The 26,606-nt window shown below is 60.9% G+C and carries 30 protein-coding genes and 1 tRNA gene; 16 read left to right on the top strand and 15 right to left on the bottom strand.

Annotated elements, in window-relative coordinates; genetic code table 11:
- Positions 1-129 precede the first annotated feature (129 nt).
- Entirely contained in the window at positions 130-360 is a 231-nt protein-coding gene (locus NBG89_RS00945) for a hypothetical protein (protein ID WP_431321328.1), read from the top strand.
- A gap of 29 nt (positions 361-389) precedes the next feature.
- On the opposite strand, the gene pdeM is transcribed toward NBG89_RS00945, so the two are convergent.
- The 4 genes from pdeM to NBG89_RS00925 all read right to left on the bottom strand — a co-directional run bounded on the left by pdeM (position 390) and on the right by NBG89_RS00925 (position 5,864).
- Complete coding sequence (gene pdeM, locus NBG89_RS00940) at positions 390-1,115, bottom strand: ligase-associated DNA damage response endonuclease PdeM (RefSeq protein WP_431322750.1); 726 nt, start codon at positions 1,113-1,115, stop codon at positions 390-392.
- A 118-nt stretch (positions 1,116-1,233) separates the two neighbouring features.
- Positions 1,234-3,744 (bottom strand): ligase-associated DNA damage response DEXH box helicase, encoded by a 2,511-nt coding sequence (locus NBG89_RS00935; protein WP_431321327.1) that lies wholly within the window; start codon positions 3,742-3,744, stop codon positions 1,234-1,236.
- Between the two features lie 50 nt (positions 3,745-3,794).
- Positions 3,795-5,045 (bottom strand): NAD(P)/FAD-dependent oxidoreductase, encoded by a 1,251-nt coding sequence (locus NBG89_RS00930; protein WP_431321326.1) that lies wholly within the window; start codon positions 5,043-5,045, stop codon positions 3,795-3,797.
- A 63-nt stretch (positions 5,046-5,108) separates the two neighbouring features.
- Positions 5,109-5,864: an ABC transporter substrate-binding protein gene (locus tag NBG89_RS00925; RefSeq protein ID WP_431321325.1), complete on the bottom strand. Its 756-nt coding sequence runs from the start codon at positions 5,862-5,864 to the stop codon at positions 5,109-5,111.
- Positions 5,865-6,039: 175 nt separating this feature from the next.
- Here NBG89_RS00925 and NBG89_RS00920 point away from each other — a divergent pair, with 175 nt between their 5' ends.
- Both NBG89_RS00920 and NBG89_RS00915 read left to right on the top strand, forming a co-directional pair.
- A complete protein-coding gene (locus tag NBG89_RS00920; protein ID WP_431321324.1) occupies positions 6,040-6,540 on the top strand; it encodes an RrF2 family transcriptional regulator in 501 nt (166 codons plus the stop codon).
- Positions 6,541-6,567: 27 nt separating this feature from the next.
- A complete protein-coding gene (locus NBG89_RS00915) occupies positions 6,568-7,029 on the top strand; it encodes a carboxymuconolactone decarboxylase family protein (RefSeq protein ID WP_088691285.1) in 462 nt (153 codons plus the stop codon).
- 45 nt (positions 7,030-7,074) lie between these two features.
- Here the strand turns inward: NBG89_RS00915 and NBG89_RS00910 are convergent, their stop codons facing one another.
- Both NBG89_RS00910 and NBG89_RS00905 read right to left on the bottom strand, forming a co-directional pair.
- Positions 7,075-7,710, bottom strand: a complete 636-nt coding sequence (locus tag NBG89_RS00910) for a YitT family protein (protein WP_088691284.1) — start codon at positions 7,708-7,710, stop codon at positions 7,075-7,077.
- Positions 7,711-7,920: 210 nt separating this feature from the next.
- Positions 7,921-8,853, bottom strand: coding sequence for a methyltransferase (locus tag NBG89_RS00905; protein ID WP_431321323.1), 933 nt, complete (start codon positions 8,851-8,853; stop codon positions 7,921-7,923).
- A gap of 146 nt (positions 8,854-8,999) precedes the next feature.
- On the opposite strand from NBG89_RS00905, the gene NBG89_RS00900 reads away from it, so the two are divergent.
- The 3 genes from NBG89_RS00900 to NBG89_RS00890 are packed head-to-tail and all read left to right on the top strand — an operon-like array spanning position 9,000 to position 11,143.
- Positions 9,000-9,266 (top strand): DUF6460 domain-containing protein, encoded by a 267-nt coding sequence (locus NBG89_RS00900; RefSeq protein ID WP_431321322.1) that lies wholly within the window; start codon positions 9,000-9,002, stop codon positions 9,264-9,266.
- A 1-nt stretch (position 9,267) separates the two neighbouring features.
- On the top strand, positions 9,268-9,765 hold the full coding sequence (locus NBG89_RS00895; protein ID WP_431321321.1) for a CAP domain-containing protein: 498 nt from the start codon (positions 9,268-9,270) through the stop codon (positions 9,763-9,765).
- Positions 9,766-9,796: 31 nt separating this feature from the next.
- Entirely contained in the window at positions 9,797-11,143 is a 1,347-nt protein-coding gene (locus NBG89_RS00890; RefSeq protein ID WP_431321320.1) for an MATE family efflux transporter, read from the top strand.
- On the opposite strand, the gene NBG89_RS00885 is transcribed toward NBG89_RS00890, so the two are convergent.
- Positions 11,119-12,207 (bottom strand): quinone-dependent dihydroorotate dehydrogenase, encoded by a 1,089-nt coding sequence (locus tag NBG89_RS00885; RefSeq protein WP_431321319.1) that lies wholly within the window; start codon positions 12,205-12,207, stop codon positions 11,119-11,121. The two genes, NBG89_RS00890 and NBG89_RS00885, sit on opposite strands and share 25 nt — an antisense overlap.
- A complete protein-coding gene (locus NBG89_RS00880) occupies positions 12,204-12,617 on the bottom strand; it encodes a DUF952 domain-containing protein (RefSeq protein WP_431321318.1) in 414 nt (137 codons plus the stop codon). The genes NBG89_RS00885 and NBG89_RS00880 overlap by 4 nt, the downstream gene beginning before the upstream one ends.
- A gap of 48 nt (positions 12,618-12,665) precedes the next feature.
- Between NBG89_RS00880 and NBG89_RS00875 the strand changes: the two genes are divergently transcribed.
- From NBG89_RS00875 to NBG89_RS00855, 5 genes are all read left to right on the top strand, one after another.
- Positions 12,666-13,064 carry a hypothetical protein gene (locus NBG89_RS00875; protein WP_431321317.1) on the top strand — a complete coding sequence of 133 codons (399 nt, stop codon included), beginning with the start codon at positions 12,666-12,668 and terminating at the stop codon, positions 13,062-13,064.
- Between the two features lie 89 nt (positions 13,065-13,153).
- Complete coding sequence (locus NBG89_RS00870) at positions 13,154-13,801, top strand: response regulator (protein ID WP_431321316.1); 648 nt, start codon at positions 13,154-13,156, stop codon at positions 13,799-13,801.
- A 100-nt stretch (positions 13,802-13,901) separates the two neighbouring features.
- Positions 13,902-14,567: a S24 family peptidase gene (locus NBG89_RS00865; RefSeq protein WP_183752876.1), complete on the top strand. Its 666-nt coding sequence runs from the start codon at positions 13,902-13,904 to the stop codon at positions 14,565-14,567.
- 11 nt (positions 14,568-14,578) lie between these two features.
- On the top strand, positions 14,579-15,316 hold the full coding sequence (locus NBG89_RS00860) for a thermonuclease family protein (RefSeq protein WP_431321315.1): 738 nt from the start codon (positions 14,579-14,581) through the stop codon (positions 15,314-15,316).
- Between the two features lie 52 nt (positions 15,317-15,368).
- On the top strand, positions 15,369-15,782 hold the full coding sequence (locus NBG89_RS00855) for a tellurite resistance TerB family protein (RefSeq protein WP_088691275.1): 414 nt from the start codon (positions 15,369-15,371) through the stop codon (positions 15,780-15,782).
- Here NBG89_RS00855 and NBG89_RS00850 read toward each other — a convergent pair.
- Positions 15,779-16,654, bottom strand: a complete 876-nt coding sequence (locus NBG89_RS00850; protein ID WP_431321314.1) for a transporter substrate-binding domain-containing protein — start codon at positions 16,652-16,654, stop codon at positions 15,779-15,781. The two genes, NBG89_RS00855 and NBG89_RS00850, sit on opposite strands and share 4 nt — an antisense overlap.
- A 57-nt stretch (positions 16,655-16,711) precedes the next feature.
- Between NBG89_RS00850 and NBG89_RS00845 the strand changes: the two genes are divergently transcribed.
- Together NBG89_RS00845 and NBG89_RS00840 are read left to right on the top strand one after the other, a co-directional pair.
- A complete protein-coding gene (locus NBG89_RS00845; protein ID WP_431321313.1) occupies positions 16,712-18,517 on the top strand; it encodes a glycosyltransferase in 1,806 nt (601 codons plus the stop codon).
- A gap of 243 nt (positions 18,518-18,760) precedes the next feature.
- Complete coding sequence (locus NBG89_RS00840; protein ID WP_431321312.1) at positions 18,761-20,782, top strand: methyl-accepting chemotaxis protein; 2,022 nt, start codon at positions 18,761-18,763, stop codon at positions 20,780-20,782.
- A 134-nt stretch (positions 20,783-20,916) separates the two neighbouring features.
- On the opposite strand, the gene NBG89_RS00835 is transcribed toward NBG89_RS00840, so the two are convergent.
- Complete coding sequence (locus NBG89_RS00835) at positions 20,917-21,102, bottom strand: hypothetical protein (RefSeq protein WP_088691272.1); 186 nt, start codon at positions 21,100-21,102, stop codon at positions 20,917-20,919.
- A 337-nt stretch (positions 21,103-21,439) separates the two neighbouring features.
- On the opposite strand from NBG89_RS00835, the gene NBG89_RS00830 reads away from it, so the two are divergent.
- Positions 21,440-22,465 (top strand): glycosyltransferase family 2 protein, encoded by a 1,026-nt coding sequence (locus NBG89_RS00830; protein WP_431321311.1) that lies wholly within the window; start codon positions 21,440-21,442, stop codon positions 22,463-22,465.
- Between the two features lie 41 nt (positions 22,466-22,506).
- Here NBG89_RS00830 and NBG89_RS00825 read toward each other — a convergent pair whose 3' ends face one another.
- The 3 genes from NBG89_RS00825 to NBG89_RS00815 form a co-directional block, all read right to left on the bottom strand.
- Positions 22,507-22,713, bottom strand: a complete 207-nt coding sequence (locus NBG89_RS00825; RefSeq protein ID WP_088691270.1) for a CsbD family protein — start codon at positions 22,711-22,713, stop codon at positions 22,507-22,509.
- Between the two features lie 104 nt (positions 22,714-22,817).
- Positions 22,818-23,609: a putative nucleotide-diphospho-sugar transferase gene (locus NBG89_RS00820; protein WP_431321310.1), complete on the bottom strand. Its 792-nt coding sequence runs from the start codon at positions 23,607-23,609 to the stop codon at positions 22,818-22,820.
- Between the two features lie 301 nt (positions 23,610-23,910).
- The gene (locus tag NBG89_RS00815) at positions 23,911-24,192 is read right to left on the bottom strand and encodes a DUF6894 family protein (RefSeq protein ID WP_431322749.1); all 282 of its coding nucleotides are present in this window, start codon (positions 24,190-24,192) and stop codon (positions 23,911-23,913) included.
- A 261-nt stretch (positions 24,193-24,453) separates the two neighbouring features.
- Here NBG89_RS00815 and NBG89_RS00810 point away from each other — a divergent pair, with 261 nt between their 5' ends.
- Positions 24,454-24,795: a hypothetical protein gene (locus tag NBG89_RS00810; protein WP_431322748.1), complete on the top strand. Its 342-nt coding sequence runs from the start codon at positions 24,454-24,456 to the stop codon at positions 24,793-24,795.
- 35 nt (positions 24,796-24,830) lie between these two features.
- Positions 24,831-25,301 (top strand): HD domain-containing protein, encoded by a 471-nt coding sequence (locus NBG89_RS00805; RefSeq protein WP_431321309.1) that lies wholly within the window; start codon positions 24,831-24,833, stop codon positions 25,299-25,301.
- 46 nt (positions 25,302-25,347) lie between these two features.
- Here the strand turns inward: NBG89_RS00805 and NBG89_RS00800 are convergent.
- Positions 25,348-25,421: transfer RNA gene (locus NBG89_RS00800), tRNA-Gly, on the bottom strand.
- A gap of 55 nt (positions 25,422-25,476) precedes the next feature.
- On the bottom strand, positions 25,477-26,571 hold the full coding sequence (locus tag NBG89_RS00795; protein WP_431321308.1) for a 2'-deoxycytidine 5'-triphosphate deaminase: 1,095 nt from the start codon (positions 26,569-26,571) through the stop codon (positions 25,477-25,479).
- Positions 26,572-26,606 lie beyond the last annotated feature (35 nt).

The raw sequence follows: 26,606 nt of genomic DNA, 5'->3' as shown, positions 1-26,606 counted from the left end.
ACCTAGTAAAAGTCGTATGTGAATGCCCAGTACGAAACAAAATTGGGTTGATCGGCACATAGCGACAGTATTGTTTGACACTATAAGACTTATCGTGGGATTCCTTCTGACATAGAATCAGGAGAATAGATGGCCGAGCGCTACTTATACGACTACAGCTCGCACCAAGCCGTCATGTATGAGGTTGGCGACTATCTCTATGCGCTTTCTGGCAGCAAGGCGGACCACTGGATCTCCGGCGACTATATCTTCAGCCTGAAGACCCAGGCGATTTCGTTCTGGATCCTGGGAAACGATGTGTACGGCCATCTCGGCCGCGGCGAGCTGACGCGCCAGCCTCTCTACTATTTCGGTGACTGAGGTGAAGACGGCCGGCAGCCTATGGGTGTTTAGCCCACGAGGTTGCAAAATCTGACGGAGTAGATCCGGTCCCGCCCGAGGAGATGGGCAATCAGCGCGGTGTGATCGAACAGACCTTTCATCGCCTTGTGGCGAAGGTCGAGGCCACCGGTCATGACGCCGAACGCAGGCATCAGCAAGCGGGCGCCGTCGGTGGCAAAGCACGGGCGGCGGACCGATTTTTCGCGGCGGCGCACGGTTGCGGCAGGATGCAGGTGTCCCGCGATCTCGCCTTTCTGCAGGCCGCCCTTCGGCTCGTGGCGGAAGGTCAGGCCGCCATAATGCATTTCATCGGCAGATGTGCCCGGCAGATCGACTGTGCCATCCGGATCGTGGTTGCCGTTGATCCAGATCCATTCGCGACCGCGCGCCATTTCGGCAATCAGGCTTCGGAACGCCTCGGGCAGATACGTCGAACCGACGCGGTCGTGGAAATTATCGCCGAGCGACACCACCAGCTTCGGGTCGTAGCGGGCGATGACGGCCGAAAGCACGGTCAGTGTTGCCAGCGTGTCGTAGGGCGGCAACATCATGCCGCGGCGGGCGAACGCCGCGCCCTTCTCCAGATGCAAATCGGAAACGACGAGAATGCCGGCATCGGGCATGTAGAGCGCGCCGAGCGGATCGCAAACAGCAGCGACGCCATGGACGGAGGTCTCGACGCCCGGTAGCGCGGCCAGTCCGTTCAGTTCACGCGCGAGCGCCAAGCGGTTCATCACGTCTCGTATCTTTCCAGTGTGCGGGTGGTGTGTTGCCGTCGGTTCCTTTTGTTCGATTGCCCGAGGATCCAAACGCAAACCCAGTGTCACGCCGGCTTTCGCCGTTAAATCGTCTTCACGCCATCGCTTCCGCGATCAAGTCATCTGCTGCTTCCGCCAGCACCGCATCGTGGGCCTCGCCATGCACCGGCTCTTTGCCGATCTCCAGCATGACCGGCACCGCCAGCGGCGAGATGTGGTCGAGCGCACGATGCGTGATGTGGCCTTTGATTCGCCTGAGCATATCGCCAAGCCGGGAAATATCCAAAAGCCCGGTTGCCGCATCCTGCCGCGTCGCCTGCAGGAGGATGTGATCCGGCTCGTGAGTTCTGAGCACATCATAGATCAGATCGGCTGAGACTGTGACCTGTCGCCCGGTCTTTTCCTTGCCTGGGTGACGGCGCTCGATCAAGCCTGCAATCACGGCGCAATTGCGGAAGGTGCGCTTCAAAAGGAAGGATTCCTCAAGCCAGCTCTCGAGATCGTCGCCCAGCATGTCCTCATCGAAGAGATCGGCGAGGCTGAGCCGGCCGTTGCGGATCATCAGCCCGATGTCTTCGAAGCCCCAGATGCCGAGCGAATAGTCCGTCGCGACGAAGCCGAGAGGCTTGGCGCCGGCCCGCTCGAGCCGCCGCGTCAGCAGCATGCCGAGCGTCTGGTGCGCCAGGCGCCCCTCGAAGGGATAAATGACCATGTAGCAGCGGCTGCCGCGCGGGAAGGTTTCGATCAGCAACTCGTCGCGCTTCGGCAGTATCGACTTTTCCTGCTGGATCGCCAGCCAGTCGCGCACCTGGTCCGGCAGGCGGCGCCAGCGATCGGGATCGGCGATCATCGAACGCACTTGGTCCGCCAGATAGGTGGAAAGCGGAAACTTGCCGCCGGCATAGGATGGAATTTTCGGATCCATCGAGAAGGCCTGCGAGGCAAGCGCCTCGTTCTCGCGGATGCCCTCGAAACGCAGCACCTTGCCGGCGAAGATGAAGGTGTCGCCGGGTGAGAGCTGTTCGAGGAAATATTCCTCGACCTTGCCCAGCGTCGCGCCGCCCCGACCGATCCGGCCGCCTTCGCCGCGTTTGACCATGCGCAGGTTGAGCATCGGGCTTTCGACGATGGTGCCGAGATTCAGCCGGTATTGCTGCGCGACTTGCGGATTGGAAACGCGCCAGCGTCCTTCCTTGGTCTTGCGGATGCGGGCATAGCGCTCATAGGTGCGCAACGCATAGCCGCCCGTCGCAACAAAATCGACGACGCGCTCGAAGGTTTCCCAGGAGAGATCGGCGTATGGCGAGGCGCTGGTGACCTCGTCGTAGAGCTCAAGCATGTCGAACGGTTCGGCGCAGGCCATGCCAAGCACATGTTGCGCCAGTGCATCCAGCGCTCCCTTGCCGACCGGCGGCGTGTCCTGCGCGCCGATATAGTTCGCGTCGAGCGCCGCCTGGCATTCCATCACCTCGAAGCGATTGGCGGGCACGAGGATCGCCTTCGAGGGCTCGTCCATACGGTGGTTGGCGCGGCCGATGCGCTGGGCAAGCCGGGAGGCGCCCTTCGGCGCGCCGACATGGACGACCAGATCGACATCGCCCCAATCGATGCCGAGGTCGAGCGTCGAGGTAGCGACGACAGCGCGCAGACGGTTTGCCGCCATCGCGGCCTCCACCTTGCGTCGCTGGCCGACATCGAGCGAGCCGTGATGCAGCGCGATCGGCAGGTTTTCCTCGTTCACCGTCCAGAGTTCCTGAAACAGCATCTCGGCCTGAGACCGGGTGTTGACGAAGAGCAGCGTCGTGCGGTGATCGAGGAGTTGCTTGTAGACATCGGGGATCGCGTATTTCGCCGAATGTCCGGACCAGGGGATGTGCTCCTCGGTCGACAGGATCGAAATGTCGGGCTTGGCGCCGCCTTCGACGATGACCAGTCCGGCATGATGGTCTTCGCCTTCCTGCTGCGCGACGAGCCATTTCTGCAGGTCCATCGGGTCGGAGACTGTGGCCGAAAGGCCGATCGTCTGCAGGGCTGGCGCCAAGCGGCGCAGACGGGCGAGGCCGAGCGAGAGCATGTGGCCGCGCTTCGAGGTAACGAGCGAATGCAGCTCGTCGAAAACGACGTATTTGAGGTCCTTGAAGAAGCGCTCGGCCTCGCGGCTGGCGAGCAGCAAGGCCACTTGCTCGGGGGTGGTCAGCAGAATGTCGGGCGGGCTCAATCTCTGGCGCTGGCGCTTGGCAACGGGCGTATCGCCGGTGCGGTTTTCGACCGTCACCGGCAGGCCCATTTCCTCCACCGGCTTCATCAGGTTTCGCTCGATGTCGACGGCAAGCGCCTTCAGTGGCGAGATGTAGAGCGTGTGGATACCGGTGAAGGCGGAGCCCGGGGGGATCCTGCCGCGGCGCGTCAGATCGGTCAGTGACGGCAGGAAGCCGGCGAGCGTCTTGCCGGCGCCGGTTGGCGCGATCAGCAGCGTGCTGTCGCCTGCCTCTGCGCGTGCCAGCAATTCCAGCTGATGGGCACGCGGGCGCCATCCCTTGTCCGCGAACCAGCGGGTGAAAGGCGGAGGCAGGACAATACGGGCTTCGGAATCGATCTGGTCCACGGCGCTAAAGGTAGTGCACGCGTTGCCGAAATAGAATGGCGGGTGGCGAACTAGAGGAAGCGATGCGGATGGAAAGGCTTGGGATCGGCAAACGTGTCATTGCCGGCCATCTGTTCCGCCAGCAGCCTGCCACTTGCCGGGCCAAGCGTCAGGCCGTGATGGGCGTGGCCGAAATTGAACCAGAGGCCGCGATGGCGCGGCGCCGGGCCGATCACCGGGCGCATGTCAGGCAGGCAGGGACGCAGGCCCAGCCAGGGCGTCACCTCTACCGGCTCGCCGAGCGGGAACAGAGCGCGGGCATGTTTCTCATCACGACGGAGCTGGATGGTATTTGGCGGCGCATCGGGCGCGGCGAATTCGATGCCCGTCGTCAGCCGGATGCCACGCGCCATCGGCGCCAGCACGTAGCCGGCTTCCTCGTCGACCACGGAATGGCCGAGTGGCTGGCCCTCGCGCTGCGCATAGTGCCGGTGGTAGCCGCGCTTGACCGCCAGCGGTAAGGGGTAGCCGAGCTTGCGGAAGATCAGACCGGATTGCGGTCCAAGCGCGATGACGACCTCGGCGGCTTCGATGACCTCGCCTTCATCGGTCGTAATCGACCAGCCGTTCTTCTCCTGGCGAAGAGCGGAGGCGTCGGCTCGGACGACCGTGCCGCCGGCAGTCGTGAAGAGGTTCGCATAAGCTGCCGTCAGCGCCTGCGGGTCGGTCACGGTCTTCGGGTCGAGCCAGTGGACGCCGCCGGCGATGCGGCCGCTCGCGGCGAAAGCGGGCTCCAGCGCCAGAAACTCGCGGGCGTCGAGAATGCGGATCGCCAGACCATGAGCGGAGAGGCTTTCGGCCTCCGCACGCGCGGCCTCGAAACGGCCTGGATTTTTGTAGAACGACACCCAACCGCGTGCATGGATGAGGTCCGATGCGCCGGCGCGGCCAATCAGCTTGTCGTGCTCGGTGACGCTGGCTTCTATCAACGGCAGCAGGGCCCGCGTCGCCTTCTCCAGATTGGTCGGCGAGGAATGCCACCAGTAGCGCGCCAGCCATGCGGCGATGCGCGGAAGGTAGGTCGGATCGTAGCGGACATCCGACGAGCCGTTCAGCGCATACTTGGCAATGGTGCCGAGCTGCCGTGGGAAGGCGTAGGGAACGACGGAGGAACGCTCGATCAGCCCGGCATTGCCGTAGCTGGTGCCGCCACCCGGCTCGCCGCGATCGGCAAGCACGACGGAGCGGCCGCGATCCTGCAAATGAATGGCCGCGCTGACGCCGACAATGCCGGCACCAAGAACGAGAATATCTGTTTTCATCGGATGGACTTGGTCAAAGGGCGCGGAGGCTTTCGGCCTCCGCGCGATTGGATCGACGAGCGATCAATAGATGTCGAAGGGGAAGTATTTCTTGGTGATCTGCTGATACTTGCCATTGGCGACAAGCGCGTCGATCGCCTTGTTGAAGCGCTCCTTCAGCTCTGTTTCGCCCTGGCGGATGCCGATACCAGCCTGCGTTTCCGTACCAGGGACATCGCCGAGCAGCTTGCAGCAATCCTTGCCGGCCTTGTTCAGCCAGTCGACCACCACGAACTTGTCGGAGATCAGCGCGTCCATACGGCCGTTCTGGAGGTCGGCTACGGCTTCGTCCTGCGTCGGATACATCTTCGCTTCAGCGCCACCCTTGGCGTAGACGTCGTTGGCATAGTCGGCCTGCGTGGTCGAAGCCTGCGCGCCGACGACCTTGCCCTTCATGTCGTCGACCGTGACGCCCTTGAGCGGACTATCCTTCGGCACGGCGATCGCAAGCGGCGTCGTGTAGTACTTGTTCGTGAAGTCGATCTGCTTCTTGCGCTCGTCGGTAATGCTCATCGACGCGATGATGGCATCATACTTCTTGGCCAGAAGCCCCGGGATGATACCGTCCCAATCTTGCGCGACGATCGTGCACTTGGCCTTCATCTCCTCACAGAGCGCATTGGCCATGTCGACGTCGAGGCCCTTCAGGCTGCCGTCGGATTCGACGTAGTTGAAGGGAGGATAGGCACCCTCGGTTGCGATGCGGATCGTGTCCTCGGCGGATGCGAGGTGTGTCGCCGCAAGCAAGGCAGCGGCCGTCAGAAAAATGGTCTTTCTCATTGCGGTTCCCTTATTGGAATTGTTTTTGCCCAACAACTTCGACTTTAGCGAATCCTTGCCGCTTCACAACCCCAGACGCGTGCAACACACCTTGCATTCGATCCCTTGCATATACCTGCTTGACATAGCTCACAATCATGGATATTTTTTATCCACGAATTGAAAAGGTGGTTCAATGAAACTGGGTGATGGCGTCGAGCAGGCGATACACAGCGTCGCGATGCTGGCCGGTCTGTCAGAAGGCGGCGTGCTTTCAGCCGCCGCGCTGGCGGAGTTTCACGGTGTTTCGACGAGCTATCTTTTGAAGCACCTGCAGGCACTCTCCGGTGCCGGCATCGTAAACACGGTTCCCGGGCCGAAGGGCGGATACAAGCTGGCGAAGCCGACAGAAGAGATCAGCCTCCTGGACATCGTCCTTGCCGTTGAAGGGCCGGAGCCGGCGTTTCGTTGCAGCGAGATCCGCCAGCGCGGGCCAAACCAGCTGCCGGGGCGCTATTTCACGAAACCATGCCAGATCAGCGCGGCGATGCTGAAGGCCGAGCGCGCCTACCGCGCCGAACTTGCCAAGACCAGCATCGCCGACATCCTGGCGCAGCTCGCTGCTGATGACGACGGCGGGATCGCCGCCCGCGGCTGCGCCTTCCTTGAAATGAATGAACGCAGAACGGCTCGCTGAGCCCCGAACCCAAAAGGAGAATGAATCATGCAAGCACGTTTCAACTTCGCCAAGGCATCGCCGGACGCTTACAAGGCTGTCGCCGCACTGGAGCAGTATGTTCAAGGATCAGGCCTCGAGCGCCGCTTCATCCACCTGATCAAGCTGCGCGCCTCGCAGATCAATGGCTGCGCCTATTGCGTCGACATGCATGTCAAGGAAGCCCGGCACGACGGGCTTAGCGAACAGTGGATCAACCTGATGTGCGTCTGGCGGGAATCCCCGGTCTACGACGCCAGGGAACGCGCCCTGCTCGGCTGGGTCGATGCCGTCACCCGCATTGCTGAAACCGGCGCGCCGGACGCCGATTTCGAAGCCCTGAAGGCCCACTTCACCGAAGAAGAGATCACCAAGATCACGGTCGCCATCGGCACGATCAATATCTGGAACCGGCTCGCCGTCGGCTTCCGCTCGCAGCACCCGATCGACAAGCCGGCACAGGCTGCGTGACAATCGCAGCCCCTCTCCCCGTCCCACGGGGAGAGGGAGTGTATTTTACAGCGCGATATAGCGATCGGCGCGGTGGTTGATAGCCACGAAGAGGTTGAGCACCACCGCGCCGAGCACGGAATAGAAGACCACCGGCGGTGTGGCGACGAAGAAGGCGGCGGCCAGTACGCAGAGGTCAATCGCCATCTGCACGAGGCCGGCACGGATACCGAAGCGCTCCTGCATGTAGATGCCGAGAATGCCGACTCCGCCGAGGCTGGCACGGTGGCGGTAGAGCGCCAGAAGGCCGAAGCCCAGCAACAGCCCACCGAGAAGCGCTGCCCAGGCCGGATGGATGGCGGAAATGTCCATGACCTTCGGCTGCAGGCTGGTCATCAGAGATGTCAGGCCGATTGCGATGAAGGTCTTGATCGTGAAGGCCACGCCAAGCCGCGTCCATGAGAGATAAAAGAACGGCAGGTTAAGCAGGAAGAAGGCAAGCCCGAAGTTTACCCCGAAGGCGTAATGCAGCAGGAACGCGATACCGGCGGTGCTGCCGGTCAAAAGACCTGCGCTGGCCAGAACATAAAGCCCGAGCGCCGCAACGAGGCTGCCAGAGAAAATCCCCTGAACGTCTTCGATCGGGGTATGGCGGCTGGCGCTGGTGTTCCAGAAGCCGAGGGCGTTGAAAAGTTGTGCCATTGCTATTGATCCCCAAACGGCAGACATGTTCAAATGCGCCCGAGCAAGACCCGAGCGTAACGAAACGTGCTTGATGAATGATGTCGGACGCCTCAAACTCCTGAGGACATTCCTAGTGAATTAGCCAGCATTATCAGTGGTTTTTGCCGTGCAATCAAGCGAAATACGTAAGTAATGCTGACCTATTATCACTTCGCAAGAATCGTTCCGCTATGTCGCCTTGCGCGTAAGGAACAGAATGCCTGAAATGATGTTTGCGCCATCTTTGCGAATGGCCGTCTTGCTGACGGCGATGACCCCAAAGCCATGGTGGGCGCAGAGCGCGCGGACATAAGCTTCGGAATGGGCGTAGCGCAATGACTGCGCGAGGTGGAAACCATCCCCCTCGCCCGCGTCCTCGACGGAAAAAGCGAAATCGGCACCCGGCAAAGCAAGTGCTGAAACCGCCTCGAACACACTCTCGAGATTGCCGAGATACATCAACACGTCAGCGGCGGTGACGAGGGCGGCACGATGCATCGTGCCCTCGGCAAAGAGGCCCGTCGCCTCAGGAGCCAGCGACAGGTCGGCTTGTGCCAGATGATCGTAGACGTGCTTCTCGACGGCCTTGGCAAGCATGTTCTGCGATAGGTCAAACCCCTCGAGGCGCGCAACGCGATCACGGATTTGCGGCCCCAGCAGGCCGGTGCCGCAACCAAGGTCCACGGCCAGCGCATAGCTCCTGCCGGTCGTCGCAACGAGTGCCGCAAGCTTGGCTGGAACGCTGTAATCCAGTTTCTCCACCAATGAAGTCTCGAATCGATCGGCATAGTCGTCGAAGAGGCGTTCGACGTAGCTGCTTGGTGGCTGGTCCGGCGCCTCGACATCGCCAAGCAAAGCGAGCTTGAGTTCAGCGCCGAAAATATCGTCCGGACTGACCTCCAAGGTTTGCCGGTAGGCTTCGATCGCGCCCACCTTGTTGCCTGCCTTCTCGCGGTAGCCCCCCAGCCGATACCAGCCGGCAGCCCAACGCGGCGCCAGCTCCAGCGCCTGTTCCATCAATTCGGCGGCCGCATCCGGCTCGCCGCTTTCGTCGAGCATCTTGGCATAGTCGGCGCGGCGGTCGGCGATCACGTCGCCTGAAGTGAACTGGTTGGGCTGCATGTTGAAGACCTGTTGGGATCGGTCCGCATTTGGCTGCGGCCACAAAAAAACTCAAGTCCTATTTCAGAGGCGGGAACGCCAGACCTGAAAAAGGCTTGCGAGCGACAGTTCGCGCCCGTATTTCAGGGATAAACAGGAGATGGCGCATGTCCGATCAGATGAACAAGTTTCTCGGCGATTCCCTCGGCCGCACATTGGTCAAGCTTTTGGTCGTATCGCTGATCGTCGGCTTCATCATGGCCGTGTTCGGCTGGGCGCCGCTGGATTTCATCTACGGCTTCCGCAATTTCGTTCTGGAAGTCTGGCATCGCGGCTTTGCCGCGCTGGGACGCGTCGGTGATTATCTGCTGCTCGGCGCGACCGTCGTGATCCCCGTCTTCCTCGTCATCCGTCTCTTCAGCTATCGGCGATAATATGACCTCTCTCATCCTCTCGCGGCGCGGGCTGCTGCACATTTCCGGCCTCGTGCTAGTCGCTGGTGTTGCAAGCTGCACCACGGCGCCCAAGTTCGCTTCCACGCCTTCGGACGGCGAAGACGAAACGGCCGACGCATTGCCACTGGTCAACCAGTTGCGCGCCAAGAATGGACTGCCGCCGCTTTCGGCGGATCCCGCGGCCAAGGACGCGGCGATGTTCCAGGCCAAGCGCATGGCATCGGCCGGCAAAATGAAGCACGTGATGGGCATCGGCGACGGCTTTGCACCGCGCGTCAAGGCAAGCGGTGTGCAGATGCCAGCTGCGGAAAACATCGCAGCCGGCCAGCAGTCGGTTCCCTCCGTGGTGACTGCCTGGATCAACTCCCCGCACCACCTGGAAAACATGCTCGGTCGCTACAATGGCCTGGGCGTTGCGGTGGCGCGCAATTCCACTTCCAGAAACGTCCCCTACTGGGCCATGGTGCTTTCCGGCTGAGGCGATTCCGCCTCGCCTCTCAGGGGCAGACATGGATACTCACGGTCACGAGAACAGGCTGGCATTCGACGTCACGCACCGGCTGGTGCTATCGATCGCAATCCCGATGACGCTCGGCTTCATGACGACACCGCTCCTTGGCCTCGTGGACACGGGCGTCGTCGGCCATATGGGTCAGCCGGATGCGTTGGCGGGGCTTGCGATCGGCGCCATGCTCTTCGACCTGATCCTCGGCAGCTTCAACTTCCTGCGCGCCTCAACGACGGGTCTGACGGCGCAGGCTTTCGGGCGGCACGACCGACACGCCGAGCAGGGCGTCTTCTGGCGAGCGCTGATCTCGGCGCTTGGTTGCGGAATAGCGCTTCTCTGTCTGTCGCCACTGCTGCTCGCGGCCGGGCTAAAGCTGATGGGACCGGAGAGCGCCGTTGCGGCCGCCACCAGCACCTATTTCTCCATCCGCATCCTCGCCGGCCCGGCAGCGCTTGCCAATTACGCGATCCTCGGCTTCGTGCTCGGCCGCGGCCAGGGCACCGTCGGCCTATTGCTGCAGACGATCATCAACGGCATCAACATCATACTGGCGATCTACCTCGGCCTCTGGCTTGACTGGGGTGTGGCGGGCGTCGCCTGGGGCACAATGGTCGGCGAGACGGCCGGTGCTGTCGTCGGCCTTCTGATCGTCCTTCGCGGCTTCGATCGCGCGCATCGCCCGACACGCACGGAGATCTTCTCGCGGCATCGCCTGGCCGAGCTTTTCGCGCTAAACCGCGACATCCTGATCCGCACATTCGTGCTGCTTGCTGCTTTCACGCTCATGACGCGGATCGGCACGAGCTTCGGAGCGGTCACGCTGGCCGCCAACGCCCTGCTGATGAACTTCTTCCTGCTCTCCGGATATTATCTCGACGGACTTGCCAACGCGGCCGAGCAGATCACCGGTCGGGCGATCGGCGCGCGCTACCGGCCGGCGTTCGACCGCGGCCTGAAACTGACGGCGCTCTGGTCTTTCGGGCTCGCCGGCATCATTTCGGTATTCTTCCTGCTGGCCGGTCCATGGCTGATCTCCGTGCTGACCACGTCACCGGAGGTGCAGCAGGCGGCCGAAACCTATCTGCCTTGGGCCGCTGTCACCGGGCTTACCGGGGCGCTCGCCTTCCTGATGGACGGCGTATTCATCGGCGCAACATGGTCGACCGACATGCGCAACTGGATGCTCATGTCGTTTGCCGGCTACCTGATAGCGCTGGCCGTCTTCGTGCCGCTGTTCGGAAACCATGGCCTATGGCTGGCGATGAACGGCTTCCTGCTGTTTCGCGGCGTCTTCCTGGCGATGCTCGTGCGGCCGCGGGCCGATCAGACGTTCCGTGCCGCCCAATAATCCGTCCTCGTATCCCTAAGGTCGCGGATGGATCTCACCTGCTCGCGATCGAGCAGCTTCGAGAGGCCGCGAACGATCGCGCCCGGCAGGCCCGGCCCCTCGTACACCATGCAGGAATAGAGCTGCACAAGATCGGCGCCGGCCTTGATCTTCTCGAGCGCCGTTTCGGCGGACGATACACCGCCGACGCCGATGATCGGTAGAGCCGGACCGACACGCTTGCGCATCTTGGCAAGAACGGCGGTCGATTTGTCGAACAGCGGCTTGCCGGAAAGCCCGCCCGCCTCCTTCGCCTGATGCTGGTCCCTGAGGCCTTCGCGGGAGAGCGTCGTGTTCGAGACGATCAAGCCGTCCAGGGCATGCGACAGCGCTTCGGCGGCGATATCGTCCAGCCCCTCTTCCGTCAGATCGGGGGCGATCTTCAAGAAGACCGGGATCTTTCTGCCTGCCTTCTCGGCTTCGGCGTCGCGGGCGGCAAGCACTGCCGACAAGAGCAGGGCGAGGCTTTCCCGCGCCTGCAGATCGCGCAGGCCCGGCGTGTTCGGCGATGAGATGTTGGCGGTGAAATAGCGGGCGACGGAATAGAAGCGGCGAATGCCGAGGACGTAGTCGCCGATGCGGTCTTCGCTGTCCTTGTTGGCGCCGATGTTGACGCCGATCATACCGTTGCCGCGAATGGCCGACAGACGCGCCAAGGCGGCATCGTGGCCCTCGTTGTTGAAGCCGAGGCGATTGATGACGCCTTCATCCTCGACCAGCCGGAAGATGCGCGGGCGCGGATTGCCGGACTGCGGCTTCGGCGTCACGGTGCCGATCTCGGTGAAGCCGAAGCCGATCTTCAGCAACGCCTCCGGCACCTCGGCGTTCTTGTCGTAACCGGCCGCCATGCCGATCGGGTTGATGAAATCGAGCCCGGCAACGCTCTGTCCCAGGCGCGGATCGGGCGCGATCCGGCAGGCAGGCACAGCACCCGCCTTCAATGCGGCAATCGACATGCCGTGCGCCGTTTCGGGGTCGAAGAGGAACAGGCCCTTGCGGGCGGCGAGCTTGAAAAGATCGATCATGGCTGAAGGTCCGGAAAGATGTGCTGGCCGGCGACATCGAGCGGCAGCGGCGCCTCCCACAACACGGCCGAAAGCGGCAGTTCGGCATAGAGATGCGGAAAGAGAGCACCGCCGCGCGAGGGTTCGAAAACGAGCTCGTCGCCGAACTTGCTGCTATCGACGGCAACGAGCAGAAGCCCCGTCTGGCCAGCGAAATATAGCGCCGCCGTCTGCTTGACCTGCGTGGCGGTCGAGAAGTGGATGTAGCCGTCCGTAAGGTCGATCGGAGCGCCGCGAAAAACGCCGGCCGCCCTTGCCTCCTGCCAACGCGTTTCCGTCACGATCTTGTAAAGCGTGGGTGTCAGGGTCATGATGGCCTCAGAATGGCTGGTCTTTCCCGGGCTTTGCCGCAAAGCGGCGGCGATGTCCACGCCTCGCCGTGAAAAATGCGGTGGCCACCGAGATTTCCGGAGGAAACCATGAACAATATCGCAATCGGCCTTTTTGCGCTTCTCCTGCCGCTTAGCGTTCATGCGGCCGAAACCGACGCGTCGCGCTTCCAGCTGGAGCGCAGCGGCGATCACTTCGTGCGTCTCGACAAGCAGACCGGTGCCATGTCACTTTGCGAGGAGAAGGATGGCGCGCTCGTCTGCCGGATGGCAGCCGATGAGCGGGCGGCCTACGAGCAGGAACTCGACCGGCTTTCAGCCCGCGTCACGGCGCTGGAGAACAAAAGCATCGTCAACAAGGCGCTGCCCTCGGATGCCGAAATCGATCGCTCGATCGGCATCATGGAGCGCTGGATGCGCAGCTTCATGGGGATAGTCAAGGAATTCCAAAGCGAAGAGGAGCGCAACGCCCTTCCGCAAAAGACATGATTTGGTATAGTCATATCAGAATGGCGGCATGTATCGCGTGGCAGCGCGCGGCATGATGCGGCAATCGAGCTCTTGGGAGGGAGTTATCGATGCAGGAACAGACAATCATCATTGCCGACGACCATCCGCTTTTCCGGGATGCGCTGCGCCAGGCGGTGATCGGCATGGAAGGCCACCCTGTTATCGTCGAGGCCGGCGATTTTGCTGCGGCACGGATGGCCGCCGGGAAGCACCCTGAAGCAGACCTGATGCTGCTTGATCTTTCGATGCCAGGTGTCAGCGGCTTTTCCGGTTTGATGGCGCTGCGCTCCGAATTTGTCGGGCTGCCGATCGTCATCATTTCTGCTACTGACGATACCACCACGATCCGCCGCGCGCTGGAACTCGGCGCATCGGGCTTCATCTCCAAATCCTCGGGGATCGACGATATTCGCCATGGCATCCAGACGGTTCTCGCCGGCGACATCGCCACACCCGAAAGCTACCGCGGCGGACAGGAGCAGGACCCTGACGTCGCCGACCTGATCCACCGGCTGCATACGCTGACGCCGCAGCAGAGCCGTGTGCTGACAATGCTGGCGGAAGGCCTTCTCAACAAGCAGATCGCCTATGAGCTCGGCGTTTCCGAGGCAACGATCAAGGCGCATGTTTCGGCGATCCTCCTCAAGCTCAATGTCGATAGCCGTACGCAGGCGGTGATCCAGCTCGGCAAAATCAACATGGCCATGGTCGCCTGACGAGACAGGATTTTATTCCTTTCTTCTCTTTACTCCCACAGGGCTTGCGGTTAATATTTCGTGGTTGAAGGATGGCGCAGGCGCGCAGGAATCAGGCGACATGCTGTCACACGAGCAGATCTGGGGCGCGATCGACAGGCTTGCCGAACGGCATGACCTGACGCCATCCGGTCTTGCCCGGCGGGCGGGGCTCGATCCAACCTCCTTCAACAAGTCCAAGCGGCTTTCTGCCGATGGGCGGTTGCGCTGGCCGTCGACGGAATCGATCGCCAAGGTGCTGGATGCAACGGGCGCCAGCATGGAGCAGTTCCTGACCTTCATGCGCCCGGCCGGCAGTTTTTCCAGCCTTCCGGACGGCGCCTTCCCGCCACAGGGCAGCTCGATCCCACTGCTCGGCTTTGCGCAGGCCGGCGCCGGCGGTTTCTTTGATGATGGCGGTTTTCCGGCCGGGCAAGGCTGGGATGTCGTGGAATTTCCCGCGGCGCCATCGCAGAAAGCGGGCGTCTACGCGCTCGAGGTGCAGGGCGAGAGCATGATGCCGCTCTACCGCGACGGCGACGTGCTGATCGTCGAGCCTGGCGCGCAGGTTCGCCGCAACGATCGCGTCGTCGTCAAGACCCGCGAAGGCGAGGTCATGGCCAAGGTGCTGTTGCGCCAGAGCCCGCGATCGATCGAATTGATGTCGCTCAATCCAGAACATCCGAACCGGACGATCGAGCTTTCCGACGTCGATTGGATCGCCCGCATCATCTGGGCCAGTCAGTAGGAAGATATTCCATGCGTCCTGCGGCCATTCTGACGGCTATTGCAGGAATCGGAACGGTCGCCGGTCTGATCGCGGCGGGCGGACAAAGGCTTGGCTCGGCCATTGATCCGGTGGAAACAGCAGCTCCGACGGAAATCCACGCGCCGCCGCCCGCGCCAGTTGCTCAGCCGACGACAAATCCCGAGGCCAGCATGCATGCCCGGCGCGTGGACGATGCCAGCCAGTTCTATCCTGCTGTTATCAACGGCAAGCCACTTGAACGCATCGCGGCGGTGAAGCCGCAGCGACCGGCGAAGGCTGCCGAAAACAGAGGCGTGGACCTCGTTCGTCCGATCGCCGAAAGCGCCGGCGTCCTTGCCTTTGGCGACCGCCGCCTACGGCTTGCCGGCATCACCCCCACGGTGGCGGACAAGACATGCACCGACAGCAAGGGCCGGGAATGGCCATGCGGGATGCTGGCAAAAACCAATGTGCGACTGTTTCTGCGCTTGAGAACCGTCCGCTGCGATCTCGACGGCGCCGATTGGACCGGCACCGTGACGACCGCCTGCCGGATCGGCACGCAGGACATTTCGCGGTGGCTGGTCGAAAGCGGCTGGGCAGAGGCAGAAAAAGGATCAGCGCTTACCGAGGCGGGCGAGACGGCAAGACAGGCAGGCAAGGGCATCTATGGTGATGACCCTCGCAGCGTCGCGGAAACCGGCACCCTTGAGAATCTGCCCGCCGATCTGCCGCCCGACGGCTTGTAATGTCGCCGGTCAGTTCCTAGACTCTTGGCTCATTCCAGAGGGACATCGAGATATGAGCAAGCCGCTTTCCGCCCATGACGCACTGATCTACGTGATGGTTATGGCATCCGCCGTCGACAGCACGATGAACGATCGCGAGATGGAACGTATCGGCCAACTGATCGGTTTCCTGCCGGTCTTCCGTGATTTCGACGACGAGAAGCTGATTTCGGTTGCGCGCGATTGCGCCGCACTGCTGGCCGGCTCCGAGGGACTCGACATCGTGCTTGAAATCGTCAAGGACACCCTTCCTTCGCGCCTTTACGACACGGCCTATGCGCTCGCTGTCGAAGTTGCCTCGGCCGACCTCTCGGTAAAGGCGGAAGAACTACGGCTTCTCAGCCTGCTGCGTGACCGCCTCGGTCTCGACAAGTTGACCTGCGCCGCCATCGAGCGCAGTGCGATCGCACGCTTCCGCAAGGGCTAATACAAGCCGTAAGGGAAATAGCGCAGATAGATTTCCTGCAGCCGGCCGCTGCGCGAGAGCGCTGCCAGGGCGTGGTCCAGCGCGGCCGTCAGCACATCGTCCTTCTCGCGCAGCATGATCGTCATGCCTTCGCCAAGAAACTGCTCGGAGAGATAAGGCCCGTCAAACAGCGCGCAGCATTTCGTCGAAGCCTGCGACGAAACCCAGAACGAAAGCTGGAGAGAATCGGCGAAGGCGGCATCCACCTTGCCGTCTCTCAATGCCGCCAAAAGGGCATCCTTGCTGTCGAAGGGTACGGCCTTCACTTTCGGGAAATAGGCAGACAGCATGGCTTCGTGCGCCGTCGCCTTGACCACGCCAACCGAATGGTCCGCGAGAGCGCCCGCATCTTCACCCTTGATGGGAGCCTTCAAGTTTCGAACAAAGCGAGCGGGCAGCATCAGATACGGTCGCGAAAAGGCGAACTGCTGCCGCAGTTCTTCGCTCACGGCAATGCCGGCGATCACGGCGTCGCCTTGCGATGCCGCCAGCGCAACTTTCAGGTCGGCGAACGGCAGCGCCTGGATCTGGCATTTGCTTGCAATCTCCAGTTCGTTACAGATCTCGCGCGCAAGATCGATGTTGAAACCGGCCAGTTTGCCATTCTGATCCGTAAAGTTGAACGGCGGAAAATCGATCGTCGTCAGGAAGCGCAGCCGCACGAGCGACGAAAGATCCGGCTTTGCAAGCCGCTCCCTGGAATCGAAAAGCAATGGCAAGTTTGGCGTTGCCTGCTGGGACGACAACGAGAACGGGCAAAAAAACACAACCAGAAACAGCCAAAAGCTGCATAGTGCCTTAAGATTTAGGGATGCTAGTTTAAATTGCATCATTATGATCGGCCTCGGTACAAGCATGCACTGCCATTCTGGAAACGGTGTATCAGAGTCATGCCTATCGGGGAATATGCGCCGGCCGGGATCGATGACCGCGTGCGCTTGGATGATCGTTCGACACGCCATGACGCGCCGCCGACGGTGCGCACGATCAACGATTCCTACCAGCAGGAAGCAGAGGTTCTGCTGCAACTCGGCATCGGCAAGCCGATCATCGCGCGGGCGATATTGCTCGCCCGCCGCAATGGCACCAGCATCGAGCAGGAACTCCTTGCAAGCGGTTCCATCGACGCCGACAGCTACTACGCGTCGCTGGCGCGCGGGCTTCGGCTTCCCTTTCTTTCGGCAATCGACAGTTCCCTTGTCAACGACGAAAAGGCGCTCGACAGCCCGCTCCTGCAGGCTCGCTGCATCCGGCTGAACTATATTAGCAAAGGCATGCTCGCGATTGTGCCGGAGGCCCGGAACCTCGCGGCACTCTCGCAGACATTCGAGAAGAAGCCGGGATTGGCCGACAGCATCGTCGTCACGACGCCCACAGCATTGCGGGCCGCGATGGGGTGCGCCGGTGGCAGCAGACGATTGCGGGAAAGCGTCAGCACCCTCTTCGAGGACAAGGCGCGCTTCAGCGCGCGGATCGTTCTTTCAGGCAAGCAGGGATTTCTCGCGGGCGCAGGCATCTGCGCATTTGCCTTCTCCCTCACCACCGGTACGCTCACGCTGGTCGCCCTGCACGCAGCAATCTCGCTGCTCTATCTGGCCGTCATCCTTGTCCGTGCCGCAGCACTTCTCGACCACCGGCGTCGGGAGCCGGACCCGCCCCCTTCAGACCATCTCCCTGTCTACACCGTCCTTGTTGCTCTCTATCGGGAGGCGGACGTCGTGGCACAACTCGTTAGGTCCCTTAGCCGGCTGAACTGGCCGCCTTCGAGACTCGATATCAAGCTGGTGTGCGAGGCGGACGATCACGCGACGATCGATGCTCTAAGGGCTGAGCGGCCCGGACCGCAATTCGAGATCGTCGAGGTGCCGCCCGCCCACCCGCGCACGAAACCCAAAGCGTTGAATTATGCGCTGGCCGGCGCCCGCGGCGAATTCGTCGTGATCTACGACGCGGAAGATCATCCTCATCCCGACCAATTGCGCGCAGCCAATTCGCAGTTTGCCACAAGCCCTCAGGACGTCGTGTGTCTTCAGGCGCCGCTCGTGATTTCCAACGGTGCGGCATCCTGGATCACCGCGGCATTCGCGTTGGAATATGCGGCGCTGTTTCACAAGCTGCTGCCGATGCTGGCTCGGCGGCGTATGCCGGTTCCGCTCGGCGGCACCTCCAACCATTTGCGCGTTGCGGAACTGAGGGAATGCGGCGGTTGGGACCCGTATAACGTGACCGAGGATGCCGATCTTGGTATGCCGCTTCATAGGCTCGGCTACAAGTGCGGCGTCATCGATTGCCCGACCTATGAGGACGCTCCGGCCACATTCAGGGTCTGGCTCAACCAGCGGGACTCGCTGGTTCAAAGGTTGGCTGCAGACATGGCTGGTGATGATGCGAGAGCCGACGCGTCTCCTGCGCGAGATGGGCACGGGCAGCTTCCTGATGTTCCAGTTGCTGATCGGCGGCATGCTACTGTCCTCGCTCACGCATCCCTGGCTGATCATGCTTCTCATCACTACCGCCGGCTACCTAGCCTTCGGTTTTCCACCCGCCGACAGCCGCGAAGGCGCGCTCCTCCTCCTCGATCTCACCAACATGGCGGCAAGCTATGGGCTTTTTTTGCTGCTCGGCAGGGTCGTGATGCTGCGGACAAGACGCCTCATGTCCCAGTCAGCACCAGTGAGAAGTTGCGCCGCGCTTAGCACTGCTCATCCCTGGGCGGCAGGGTCGAAATTTTTCCGGGGACAGGCCGCATGCGTTAGGAGCGCATTAAGCAATCTCCCATTCTATTCGCCGGGACGACGCCGGCTCACGGGCCGAATGCATGATGCGCATGTCGAGCCTTTTGGGCATCCCACCATGCCGTTTCCTGCGAATGCCCTGCATCTCAAAATGCTTCAATAGCCGGCCGCCCAATCGGCCGGATCGAGCGATTGGACATATCCATGCTGAAGAACCTCAAAATCCGGACGAAGATCATATCCGTCGTAGCGCTTCTCGGGGCGATCGCGCTCGGGGGGCTCGTTTACGTCATCGCCGAATTCCGCGACGCCGACGCCACATACAGCGCCTTCATCGATCACGAGGCGCTGGCCGCCATGCTGGCATCGCGCGCCAGCGCTTCGGCAAACGCAGCCGTGCTCCAGGTGACGCTGATCGCCGGCCTCAAACCGGACACGCCCGCTTTCAATACGGCGCTCGCAACGCCAAGCAAGATGCCGCAAGCGCGCGAACGCCTCGAACAGGCGGCCGCTTTGGTTCCGAGCCGCAAGCAAGCGATTGATGACATTCTCGTCGGCATCGGTGAGATGGAAGCGCTTTCCACCAAAGTCGTCGACCTCGCCAAGGCACAGGACAGCGCCGGCGCGCAGCTCGCTGCCAGCATGCTCAACGCCAAGCTGAGCACAGTCACTCCGAAAATGATCGCCAACAATGATGCACTGATGGCATTGCTCAACGATGGCGGCGATGCGCTCTCCGCGACTGTCAACCAGCGCATCACCCTCTGCTTCGCGCTGATCGGCCTCGCGGTACTGGGCGCGCTCGGCCTTGCCGTATGGGTTGCTCAAGCGGGGATCACTGCCCCGATGGCCCGTTTACGTGACCGCATGACACAGCTCGCTCAGGGCGATACACAGAGCCGCATCGACGGTCTCGATCGTCGCGACGAGGTCGGCCAGATGGCCGGCGCCGTTGCCGTCTTCCGCGACAATGCCGTCGATCGTATCCGGCTTGAGGGCGAGGCCGAAAAGAGTCGCAATCTCGGTGACAGTGAACGCCGCGAACGCGAAGCGCAGCGCGCAACCGAGGCCGCTGACCTTTCGCGCGCTGTTGGCGCGCTTGGCGACGGCTTGCGCCGGTTGGCCGCCGGTGACCTCGCATCACGGATCGACACGGCTTTCGTCGGCGATCTCGACTCGCTGCGACAGGATTTCAACAACTCGATCCTGAGGCTAAACGACACCATGCAGACGGTCGGCGCCAACGCCCGCGCCATCACCGCCGGTGCAAGCGAAATTCGCGCCTCGGCGGACGAGCTTTCGAAGCGGACGGAGCAGCAGGCAGCGTCCGTCGAAGAGACGGCGGCTGCTCTCGAAGAAATTACTACCACGGTCAAGGATGCCGCACGACGGGCCGAGGAAGCACGCGGGCTGGTGGCGCGCACGCGGGAAGGCGCGGAAAAGTCCGGCCAGGTCGTGCGCAAGGCAGTCAATGCGATGCAGCAGATCGAGCAGTCCTCCGCAGAGATCGGCAACATCATCGGCGTCATCGATGACATCGCCTTTCAGACGAACCTGCTTGCCCTCAACGCCGGCGTCGAAGCCGCCCGCGCCGGCGAGGCTGGCAAGGGCTTTGCCGTCGTTGCCCAGGAGGTACGCGAACTCGCGCAGCGCTCCGCCAACGCTGCCCGGGAGATCAAGTCCCTGATCACGACATCCGGCGGCCATGTCCAGACGGGCGTCTCGCTGGTCGGCGAAACCGGCAGGGCGCTCGATGCGATCGTTCATGAGGTTCAGGAGATCAACCAGCACGTCGACGCGATTGCGGAAGCCGCCCGCGAGCAATCGACCGGCCTGCACGAGATCAATACGGCCGTGAACACGATGGACCAGGGAACGCAAAAGAATGCGGCCATGGTCGAGGAAAGCACGGCTGCGAGCCACAGGCTCGCGACGGAAGCGGCGACACTGAACAATCTGCTCGACCAGTTCAAGCTCACCGGCACCGGCGGCTTCAGCGCGACGGTTGCCGCAGCGCCGCTGCAGAGCGCTCCGATCCACTCCGCGCCGCGCCCGGCCGCACCGCCGGTCGCAGCCAGAAAGGCGCCAGTCCGCATCGCCACTCCAGGGGTCACGCGCCCCTCCAATTCGCCGGCTCGGGCGCTTGGGCAGAAACTTGCAAGCGCATTCGGTGCTGGTAGTGCGCCTTCTAGCCCGCGCGACGACGCCGACTGGACGGAGTTCTGATCTCAGCAAGGGTAGAAAAACGAAGGGCGGCTCGATGCCGCCCTTTTTGATTACGGTTTTCTGATTTCATGCAGCAGGCCATGGCTTCGCTGCAGGGCGCGAGCTCGCGCCGAGACAAAACTACAAAGGGAAACTCAGGCGAACCCCAGCGGAACCTGCTCTACCTTACGGCCGCGACCATAATCACGTTCGTAGGACGCACGATCGTCATTGCGCGCAGACGCAAGAGCTACCTCAGGCGCAAGGTAGCCGTCGGCGTATGTGCCGGTATCGCCATTGTCCCGGATTTCGCGCTTTGCCGTGAAAATCTTCAAAAGCATTCTGCAACTCCTCCTGATCATGCCGACAACAACCAAGGGTCGTCTGCGTTTCCGTGATATCGGAGAATAGTTAAAAATTAACTATATTTATTAGAAGATTGTCAACTATCGCAATTTCCTTCGAGCCTACTTCTTAAAGGGCATCCTCTCCAGGCGTTCAAGCCGCTGAAGGCAGGCTGGCAGCGTGGGTCGTTGCATTTCCGTGGCAACGAAGTAAACCAGCAGGGATCAGGTGTCCTTGCACATCGGCCTGATTGATGAAGTTGTCGTGATGCCATACCGATGAATATCAGAGCTGTGGTGATATTTCCGGTTCTAGGAGTCCTGTGTTTTTCTCATGAAGTACCCATTTCCTTCCGGCGCGCCAGACCTTGCGCGCTCCTTTCTGGATCGCCTCCGGACGGCCTACGACACATTTCGGGTCACTCGTCGTGAACGGCGCAATCGAGCCGATGTGAACATTTCGCCAGTAGGCAAGATCCGGCCCCTGGGGACAACCGATGTGCCGCTTGTCTTTGTCACACATAACGACATCGCTCTTCTCAAAGCTTTCCTTCAACATTATCGCCAACTGGGTGTGACGCGGTTCATCTGTGTCGACGACGTCTCAACCGACGGGACAAGAGAAGCGCTGCTGAATGAGCCGGACATTGACGTGTGGACTTCTCCGGTGAGGTATGGCCGAGCGAGGCGTGGCAGAAACTGGCGAGAACGCCTCTTCTCCGAGTACGGCTCCAACCGATGGTACCTGAACGTCGATTCTGACGAATTCCTTGTCTACGACGACTGCTTCGGAAGACCATTGCCTTCACTCATTCGCGCACTTGAAGCCGCAAACCTCCGGCGAATGGCGGCACCGATGTTAGATATGTATCCCAAGCTGAGCGAAGTCGCCGGAGGGCAGTCTTTCGTCGACAGGCCTTGGCAGTTCTCGCGCTATCTTGATGGCAACAGCTATGTGTCAACGCTTACAAAACGCGGCATCAGTATCAAGGGCGGACCAAGAGGTCGGAAATTCTCCGAGGACAATGAGCTCATCAAGTACCCCGTCATTTACTGGGACAAGCGATGCTTTTTCGGAAGCAGTCCACATCAACCGCTGCCGTATCAGCGCAATTTCCCCTCTGTCTGGGGCGCCATTTTGCATTTCAAGTTCTTCACCAATTACAAGATAAAGATCACCGAGGCGGCTGAGGGTAAGCAGCACTACAACTCCTCCGAACACTACCAGAAGATGATGGATGTGCTTCACCGCGAAGGCGAAATAGATTTCAGCTACGATCAGTCAATTCGCTATGAAGGGCCGCAGCAACTGATTGATCGTGGCTTCATGACGAAGATCGACTTTCCGCAGGAACGCTAGCGGTGTGAAGCCCGGAAGCGCAGCCTCCGGGCCCACTCTGATCAATGCCAGGTTTGATGGCCGTACCAGTCGTCGATGTCGCGCCGTGCGCGATCGCGTGCGATGCCGTAGCGCTCCTGGATTTTGCCCTCCAACTGATCGCGCTTGCCGGCAATCTGATCAAGATCATCGTCGGTGAGTTTGCCCCACTGCTCCTTGATCTTGCCTTTCATCTGCTTCCAGTTTCCTTCGACACGGTTCCAATCCATGAGGTCGTCTCCTTGTGTGTTGGACTGGAGGCTAAACGACCGAGGCACGGGAGTGTTCCGCAAGGGAGCTAGCGTCCTCCCCGCACATTTGCCAAGCGTCCGCGTTAAAGCTTCGGCCGTTCGTCGGCTTTTGCGTCCATCAAAGGCGCGAGAATCGTTTCGATCATTGCTATGCGTTCCCTGCGCCGCTCGAGCATTTTGTTGCGGCCTCTCTTCTCGTGGGCCTTGGCCTGCCGACTTGCCTGCAGTTGCTCGATATAAACGGCCTCGGCCTTTGTGTTTAAGAGCCGGTCGAAGATCCAACAAAACGAAGGGGGAAGCTCGCCGACCCGATATTGCGGGCTCCCGCTTGCGCGATCTTCATCAAGAATTTCCTGCAGGACGACTTGATCCCATTTGTCGGGATCCTGGTCACACCGTTCTTTCCAGATTTCCAACAGGCGCAATGTCGCTGGCGTGTCATTCAGCAGGATGGTTGCGGAAATCAACCGGTCTGCTTCTCGATAGACCGCTACATCGCAGCTGTAGGTCGCCAAAACCGGCCAAGGATCTCGGTGAAACACCGCGTCCACATCGACGTAGAGCAGCGGGCCGCGATGGTTCCTACGCGCCTCGAGGAGAAAGGTGGGCTTCAGCGCCGCGTTGCGAACCCAACTGCCGGTGCTATCCACCGCGGTTGTATGAACGGGCAACCCAAGGCGTTGAGCGGATGCTACCATCCGTGCAGCCTCCTGCTCATAGAACGAATTTGACGTATAGAAGCCGACAATTTCCCCAGGCGTGGCCTGGGATATGATGATCTGGGAATCGATCGGGAATGGCACGATATGATCACGATACTTGGATTTGGACGCACTGAACAAATCGATGAATCGATAAAGCAACTTCGAACTCATTTTATGCGGGGATCCATTGAACTCGGAGGGACGGCTTGCAGGGCCGGGGTACCCTGATCGCGCGATGCCCACAAGGCAAATTTTGTTGAAGGAACCCCCATAACCAAAACGAGGGTTCCTTACCACGTAGTGCCTCTTGCCGGAGCAATCAACCAAACAGAACCCACCTGCTCTCCTCAGAGGAAAGTCAGAAGAAAGGGCAGCCCTTGCAAAGCAGGCCGGTTGAGTTCCTTCCTGATCGGATGCTGTCACAGTCCGGTCACGCGATATCACTGATATCAAGAGTGAGGTCGCGGGTCCTTCACTCCCTGTTGTTTTCCATCCTCGGCATTCCATGGGCCTGTTGGCTTCTCGCCAATTGCACTCTGGTGGCTGGGCCCAAGGACCTGTCGATCTCCTGTACCAGTTTGATGGGGCAGCGATATTCGTTCAACACCTCGACCGCGAGAATACCACTTGATGCGCGTGGCAGTCCCTCGCTGGCAAGTTCAGCAAGAGCAAAGCGTGCCTCCTCAATCGCATCCTCGGCCGAGGCGCAGTCGCAGCGGAGATCTTCCGCCTCGACACATTCCTTATCAATCAAACGCAAGAACGTTGGTCAACTCGAGATCCTTTGGAGACCAAGCTTCTTCATCGCTCCAAGGGGAACCAATTATCGAAGTGACCGTTCCATTCCAGGACTTCAGTCCGAGGGGGCGAGGACTTAGGTCCTAAGGAATGGAACGACAGGAACTCTCGGATGTTTCAACCGTTAATGGCGCGGAGGATCCGGTCCGTCGGCCTCCCCAATCAACAGGCAGAGGCGACGCACTTGCGAAACGGCCGAGTTCTATCTGTGCTTCTCATGTTTCCTGCCGCCGCATTCGCGCAGTCGACGGATCTTGAAGCCACCTGTCAATCAGTCGCCAAGGGCTTTTTCATGATGGACAAGCTTGCGGTCGGAACCGTTCAGTCCTTTCCTGAACTGAAGCCGCCGGGCGTGAGGATGACCTATTCCACGCGACAAGGCACCGCGCCCACCGACATGACAGACACGTTCGAATGCGAGTTCGACAAGGCCGACAAGCCGCATCATCTTGTGCGGTTTTGCGTAGCGAGCACGTGCTATTCGCCGAATGAGGCCGACGGCGATCGGAAGCGCCGTTTTGAGGAGGCGCGAATTCTCCTGGATCGGTCGGAAAAATAGCACTCCGGCCGATAGTCGCTCGGAGGTAAGAAGATATGACCACAGGTCAGCGAGAATGGATCAATGAACATGACGATCAACCGGCCGTAGACCTTTTGCATGCGGCAAAGATCGCGTTCAAGGCACACGCAGATCAGACCGACAAAACCGGCGCACCGTATTTCCTGCATTGCAGACGAGTGGCTGATGCCGTCGGGGGTGGAGACGAGCGCGTTGTCGCATACCTACATGACGTTGTCGAAAAGGGATCCGGTTGGACTCTGGATCGATTACGAAAAGAAGATTTCAGTTCCACAATCGTCGAGGCTGTCGATGCACTGACCAGGCGACCCGACGAGAACGATGACGAATTCGTCATGCGGGCCTTGAGAAACCCGCTTGCCCGACCGGTCAAAATCGCTGATCTCAAGGATAATCTCGCACAGGCCGAGAAGGCTGGATCCGACCCGGGCAAATATGAAAAAGGGCTGAAAATCGTAGCGCAGATGTACGGACATCCCGCCTGATCACTGGCGATGCAAGTCTTTCGGCTCTGCCCGACCAGATGGGTGCTGGAGCGGGTGAAGGGAATCGAACCCTCGTATTCAGCTTGGGAAGCTGCTGCTCTACCATTGAGCTACACCCGCGTTAAACGCAGAGTTCCAACAGATGCGCGCCGCTGTCAAGCGGGCAGCGGCATTGTTACAGGCGGAAGTGCTTCGAGAGTTTCAGGCCCTGTGCCTGATAGTTCGAGCCGAGGCCGGAGCCGTAGAGACTTTCCGGGTGCTCCTGCATGTGCTCGTAAACGAGTCGGCCGACGATCTGGCCGTCTTCGAGGATGAAGGGAACCTCGTGGCTGCGAACCTCAAGCACAGCGCGACTGCCGCGGCCGCCGGCGGGTGCGTGCCCGAAGCCAGGGTCGAAGAAGCCCGCATAGTGCACGCGGAACTCGCCGACCAGCGGATCGAAGGGGGTCATCTCGGCTGCGTAGTGCGGCGGCACATGAACGGCTTCGCGGGAGACGAGTATGTAAAACTCGTCCGGATCCAGGATCAGTTCGTTGCGCCCGCGGCTATAGAGCGGTTCCCAGAAATCATAGATGTCGTGCTGCGCCTTCTTGTCGACATCGACGACGGCAGTATGGTGCTTGCCGCGGTAGCCGATCAGGCCGTCCTTGTCGCCGGCAAGATCGATCGATAGGGCAATGCCGCCACCCGATACGTTCGGCTGCTTGCTGGCGACGAGCGTCTCGGCGCCATGCAGCGCCAGCAGTTCGGGCTCACCGAGCACGGAATGGCCGACACGGAAGCGGATCTGCGACAGGCGTGAGCCCCGGCGCACGACAATCGGGAACGTGCGCGGGCTGATTTCGAGGTAAAGCGGGCCGGAATAGCCGGCCGGGATCTTGTCGAACTCCTGCGCATAATCGGTGATGACGCGCGTGAAGATATCCAGGCGGCCCGTCGAGCTTTTCGGATTGGCCGAGGCCGACATATTGGCCGGCAGGTCGAGGCGCTCCATCAAGGGAACAATATAGACGCAGCCGGTCTCCAGCACCGCACCTTCGGAGAGATCGACGACGTGAAGGCTCAGGCGATCGAGCTTGTCGGAGACGAGATGCGAAGGGCCGGGCATGAAGCTCGCGCGAACGCGAAAAGCCTTGGCACCGAGCCGGAGGTCAAGGCTTGCCGGCTGGATCTGGTCGTGATCCAAATCGCGCTCCGAGCTGAGGCGCCCGGCCTCGAAAAGCCCGGCAATCGCACGATCTGCCAAAATTCCTGTTACGCGAGCCATCATGCCCCATCCATATTTGTCGGAGACAAAACCAAACT

Source organism: Rhizobium sp. YTU87027 (assembly GCF_050644135.1).
Lineage (GTDB): Bacteria > Pseudomonadota > Alphaproteobacteria > Rhizobiales > Rhizobiaceae > Rhizobium.
Note: the sequence above shows the minus strand (reverse complement) of the source record. Positions and strands in the feature narration are given on the sequence as shown.

What these genes read in the sequence shown, in the direction of transcription:
- NBG89_RS00870 (WP_431321316.1), top strand. Translation starts at nt 13,154, where the DNA reads ATGCAGGAACAGACAATCATCATTGCCGACGACCATCCGCTTTTCCGG.
- NBG89_RS00850 (WP_431321314.1), bottom strand. Translation starts at nt 16,654, where the DNA reads ATGATGCAATTTAAACTAGCATCCCTAAATCTTAAGGCACTATGCAGC.
- NBG89_RS00860 (WP_431321315.1), top strand. Translation starts at nt 14,579, where the DNA reads ATGCGTCCTGCGGCCATTCTGACGGCTATTGCAGGAATCGGAACGGTC.
- NBG89_RS00795 (WP_431321308.1), bottom strand. Translation starts at nt 26,571, where the DNA reads ATGATGGCTCGCGTAACAGGAATTTTGGCAGATCGTGCGATTGCCGGG.
- NBG89_RS00830 (WP_431321311.1), top strand. Translation starts at nt 21,440, where the DNA reads ATGAAGTACCCATTTCCTTCCGGCGCGCCAGACCTTGCGCGCTCCTTT.
- NBG89_RS00900 (WP_431321322.1), top strand. Translation starts at nt 9,000, where the DNA reads ATGTCCGATCAGATGAACAAGTTTCTCGGCGATTCCCTCGGCCGCACA.
- NBG89_RS00915 (WP_088691285.1), top strand. Translation starts at nt 6,568, where the DNA reads ATGCAAGCACGTTTCAACTTCGCCAAGGCATCGCCGGACGCTTACAAG.
- NBG89_RS00905 (WP_431321323.1), bottom strand. Translation starts at nt 8,853, where the DNA reads ATGCAGCCCAACCAGTTCACTTCAGGCGACGTGATCGCCGACCGCCGC.
- NBG89_RS00835 (WP_088691272.1), bottom strand. Translation starts at nt 21,102, where the DNA reads ATGCTTTTGAAGATTTTCACGGCAAAGCGCGAAATCCGGGACAATGGC.
- NBG89_RS00845 (WP_431321313.1), top strand. Translation starts at nt 16,712, where the DNA reads ATGCCTATCGGGGAATATGCGCCGGCCGGGATCGATGACCGCGTGCGC.
- NBG89_RS00910 (WP_088691284.1), bottom strand. Translation starts at nt 7,710, where the DNA reads ATGGCACAACTTTTCAACGCCCTCGGCTTCTGGAACACCAGCGCCAGC.
- NBG89_RS00805 (WP_431321309.1), top strand. Translation starts at nt 24,831, where the DNA reads ATGACCACAGGTCAGCGAGAATGGATCAATGAACATGACGATCAACCG.
- NBG89_RS00945 (WP_431321328.1), top strand. Translation starts at nt 130, where the DNA reads ATGGCCGAGCGCTACTTATACGACTACAGCTCGCACCAAGCCGTCATG.
- NBG89_RS00840 (WP_431321312.1), top strand. Translation starts at nt 18,761, where the DNA reads ATGCTGAAGAACCTCAAAATCCGGACGAAGATCATATCCGTCGTAGCG.
- NBG89_RS00925 (WP_431321325.1), bottom strand. Translation starts at nt 5,864, where the DNA reads ATGAGAAAGACCATTTTTCTGACGGCCGCTGCCTTGCTTGCGGCGACA.
- NBG89_RS00865 (WP_183752876.1), top strand. Translation starts at nt 13,902, where the DNA reads ATGCTGTCACACGAGCAGATCTGGGGCGCGATCGACAGGCTTGCCGAA.
- NBG89_RS00890 (WP_431321320.1), top strand. Translation starts at nt 9,797, where the DNA reads ATGGATACTCACGGTCACGAGAACAGGCTGGCATTCGACGTCACGCAC.
- NBG89_RS00930 (WP_431321326.1), bottom strand. Translation starts at nt 5,045, where the DNA reads ATGAAAACAGATATTCTCGTTCTTGGTGCCGGCATTGTCGGCGTCAGC.
- NBG89_RS00825 (WP_088691270.1), bottom strand. Translation starts at nt 22,713, where the DNA reads ATGGATTGGAACCGTGTCGAAGGAAACTGGAAGCAGATGAAAGGCAAG.
- NBG89_RS00875 (WP_431321317.1), top strand. Translation starts at nt 12,666, where the DNA reads ATGAACAATATCGCAATCGGCCTTTTTGCGCTTCTCCTGCCGCTTAGC.
- NBG89_RS00820 (WP_431321310.1), bottom strand. Translation starts at nt 23,609, where the DNA reads ATGAGTTCGAAGTTGCTTTATCGATTCATCGATTTGTTCAGTGCGTCC.
- NBG89_RS00920 (WP_431321324.1), top strand. Translation starts at nt 6,040, where the DNA reads ATGAAACTGGGTGATGGCGTCGAGCAGGCGATACACAGCGTCGCGATG.
- NBG89_RS00855 (WP_088691275.1), top strand. Translation starts at nt 15,369, where the DNA reads ATGAGCAAGCCGCTTTCCGCCCATGACGCACTGATCTACGTGATGGTT.
- NBG89_RS00895 (WP_431321321.1), top strand. Translation starts at nt 9,268, where the DNA reads ATGACCTCTCTCATCCTCTCGCGGCGCGGGCTGCTGCACATTTCCGGC.
- pdeM (WP_431322750.1), bottom strand. Translation starts at nt 1,115, where the DNA reads ATGAACCGCTTGGCGCTCGCGCGTGAACTGAACGGACTGGCCGCGCTA.
- NBG89_RS00885 (WP_431321319.1), bottom strand. Translation starts at nt 12,207, where the DNA reads ATGATCGATCTTTTCAAGCTCGCCGCCCGCAAGGGCCTGTTCCTCTTC.
- NBG89_RS00810 (WP_431322748.1), top strand. Translation starts at nt 24,454, where the DNA reads ATGTTTCCTGCCGCCGCATTCGCGCAGTCGACGGATCTTGAAGCCACC.